This is a genomic window from Klebsiella sp. 28, assembly GCF_018223905.1.
In the GTDB taxonomy this organism is placed as follows: domain Bacteria; phylum Pseudomonadota; class Gammaproteobacteria; order Enterobacterales; family Enterobacteriaceae; genus Klebsiella; species Klebsiella pneumoniae.
In genome coordinates, this window is record NZ_JAGRQY010000267.1 from 1 (window position 1) to 2,851 (window position 2,851).

Here is a 2,851-nt window from a genome sequence, read left to right on the forward strand (position 1 = left end):
ATCCAGCAGCATGAGCCATCGCGCCGGGAAGCCGCGGTGCGCCACGCCGCCAGCGCGCCCCCGGCGTTTCGCCGCTTTCAGGTAGGCAGCGCCGACGCGCTGGCGGGCGATCTCGCTGCGCTGCAGGCCGCCTTAGGCGATTTTCACCGCACCCATTACGTCGCCCGGCGAATGCAGCTCTGGCTGCAGGGGCCGCAGTCGCTGGAGGCGCTCGGCGAGCTGGCGGCCCGTTTCGCCGCCGGGCTTGCCGCAGGCGAGGCTCCGCCGCCGGCGCCGCCGCTGCGCCTGGGCGAGTTCACTGCACTGCAGCTGGCGGTCTCCAGCCAGCCCGCGCTGTGGCGCTGCCCGCTGATCGCTTTAAGTGACAACGTCACGTTACTGCGCGAGTTTTTGCTGGATGAAGCCCCCGGCAGCCTGATGGCCGGCCTGCGCCAGCGCCGGCTGGCCGGGGATGTGGCGCTGAACTGGCTGTATCAGGATCGGCACCTCGGCTGGCTGGCGCTGGTCTTCGCCAGCGACCGGCCGGAAGAGGTCGACCGGCAGATAACCCACTGGCTGCAGGCGCTACAGCAAACGACGCCTGAGCAGCAGCAACACTACTATCAGCTATCCCGCCGCCGCTTTCAGGCGCTGTCGCCTCTCGATCAGCTGCGCCAGCGGGCATTCGGCTTTGCCCCCGGCGCGCCGCCCGCCGGGTTCGCCGATTTTTGCGCCGCCCTGCAGGCCGCCCCGTCGGTCAGCCTGGCCTGTCAGACCGTTTCCCCAGGGGAGCCTGTTGCCACCCAGGGCTTTAGCCTGCCGCTTAGCCGCTGGCGCCGCCGCCCTGAGTCTGACCCGGCGCTGGCGTTCGCTTTTTATCCGCAGGCCGCTGGCGATCTCCTTGCCAAATGCCCGGAGAAAGCCGCGCCGCTGCTCCACCTCCCGTCACCGGGAGAGCCGCCGAGGCTCCTGCTGCGACCGCCCTTCTACTGCTCGCCCGATCAGGCCGAAGGACTGGCGCGTGGGGAACAGCTGCGCCCACAGCTTGCCGCCCTGCGCCATGCCGGGGGACACGGCGAGTGGCATCTGTTCGACGGCAGCTGGCAGTTGACCCTCCAGCTGCCGGAGCCAGGCCGACGGCCGGAGGCGATCCTGCAGGCCATCCTGCGGCAGCTCGCGCTCCCGGTCGCCTCGCTGACCCCACCGCCGGAAAGTATCGCTATCCGTCATCTCATGGCTCAACTCCCCGAACGGCTGGGTACATCCGGGCATCAGGAAGGTTGGCTGTCGGCCCTGGCCGGCGGCAGCGCAGAAGATGCGCAGTGGGTAGCGCGTCAGCTGAGCCTGATTACCGCCCCGGTTAATCCGCCGATGCCCGCTCCGGCGCCCTGCCGCCGCGGCGTCGAACGTCTGGTTTATCCAGGAGGCGATACGGCGCTGCTGGTCTTTATTCCGCTGCCGGATGGCGCCTCGCTGGCGGCCCTGCGGCTGCTGGCGCAGCATTGTGAGCCGCTATTTTTCCAGCGCCTGCGGGTGGAGCAGCAGATTGGCTATGTGGTGAGCTGCCGCTATCAGCGGGTCGCCGATCGCGACGGGCTGCTGATGGCGCTCCAGTCCCCGGATCGCCGCGCCGGGGAATTGCTGCGCTGTGGTAAAGACTTTCTGCGCCAGCTGGCCCCCATGGATGAGGCGACCTTCAGACCGCTACAGCAGCGCCTGGCCGCTCAGATCCGCGCCAGCAGGCCGCCAGAGGCGCGGGCGCTGTCCGCCCTGCGTCAGGAGTATGGTTTACCAGAGCTAACGCCGCAGGCGGTCGACGCGCTGCGCGTTGCAGAGGTGGCCGATCTGGCACGCGAAATGACCCGCCGGCGTCGCCGCTGGCAGGTGCTATTCACGACAGGGGATTAATGGCCGGGGGCATCCGGGGTCAGAAAGGCGCTGACGAAGCGCGTAAGGATCGCCGCGCCCTGCGGGCTCTCCTGCACCTCGTCGTGTAACCGCTGCGCGTCAATACCTTCCGCCTGCAGCACCGCCTCCCGGTGGCGGATCAGCGAACGGGCTATCGGCGCGGTAAATTCCGAGTGAAATTGCGTAGAGACCGCGTGCGGCCCATAGCGCACAATCTGGTGGGGATCGTGGGAGGACGCGGCCAGCACCGTGGCCCCTTCCGGCAGACGAGTCACGGTTTGCAAATGGCTCAGATGCGCAGGAAATGTAGCCGGCAGGCCGCTCAGCAGCGGATCATCGATACCCCATGGCGACAGCGTAATGGTTTGGCTGCCGCTTTCCCGCCCGCCAGGATGATACGCCACCTCGCCCCCCAGGGCATGGGCCATCAGCTGATGACCATAACAAACGCCGAACAGCGGCATGTCGATAGCCACCGCCTGCCGGATCCAGTCGGCGGTCCGTTCGCTCCACGCCAGACGATCGGTCACCATCGCCCACGAGCCGGTCAGCACCGCTATGGTCTGGTTATCCGGCGTCGGCAGCGGTTCATCTTCAAACACCCGCACCGTGGTGAGCTGCGTCTGCCACGGCGCCAGCAGCGTGCGAAACCAGCGCGGCAGATCGCCATGCGCCTGGCGAATGGCCGTCGGCGGCGTGCCGGTCTGGACCAGCAGTAATCGGTTACGTGTCACCTTTCCTCCTCGCTCCGGGTCATGTTCCCGTAAAACACTATGCCGCCGGGAAGACGATGGGACAAATAACCAATTACTATGGACGATGCGCCTGCGGAATAAGTCCTGTCGCTTACTGGGCATCGGCGCTGTCACGCTGCGGCACATCGGCTGCCGCCGAAGATGCCTGCTGCGGGACAAAAATATGGTCCAGGATGGCGCGCGCCGTCGGTCCGGCCACCACCCCATCC

At 67.5% G+C, this 2,851-nt stretch carries 2 protein-coding genes; one reads left to right on the forward strand and one right to left on the reverse strand.

The window, feature by feature from the left end; all coding sequences use genetic code 11:
- Nucleotides 1–1,887: pyrroloquinoline quinone biosynthesis protein PqqF (pqqF, locus tag KHQ28_RS27900; RefSeq protein ID WP_211777779.1), on the forward strand; the 1,887-nt coding region annotated here is incomplete at its 5' end.
- On the opposite strand, the gene KHQ28_RS27905 is transcribed toward pqqF, so the two are convergent.
- Nucleotides 1,884–2,621 carry a glutamine amidotransferase gene (locus KHQ28_RS27905; RefSeq protein WP_032418924.1) on the reverse strand — a complete coding sequence of 246 codons (738 nt, stop codon included), beginning with the start codon at nt 2,619–2,621 and terminating at the stop codon, nt 1,884–1,886. The two genes, pqqF and KHQ28_RS27905, sit on opposite strands and share 4 nt — an antisense overlap.
- Nucleotides 2,622–2,851: the final 230 nt, after the last annotated feature.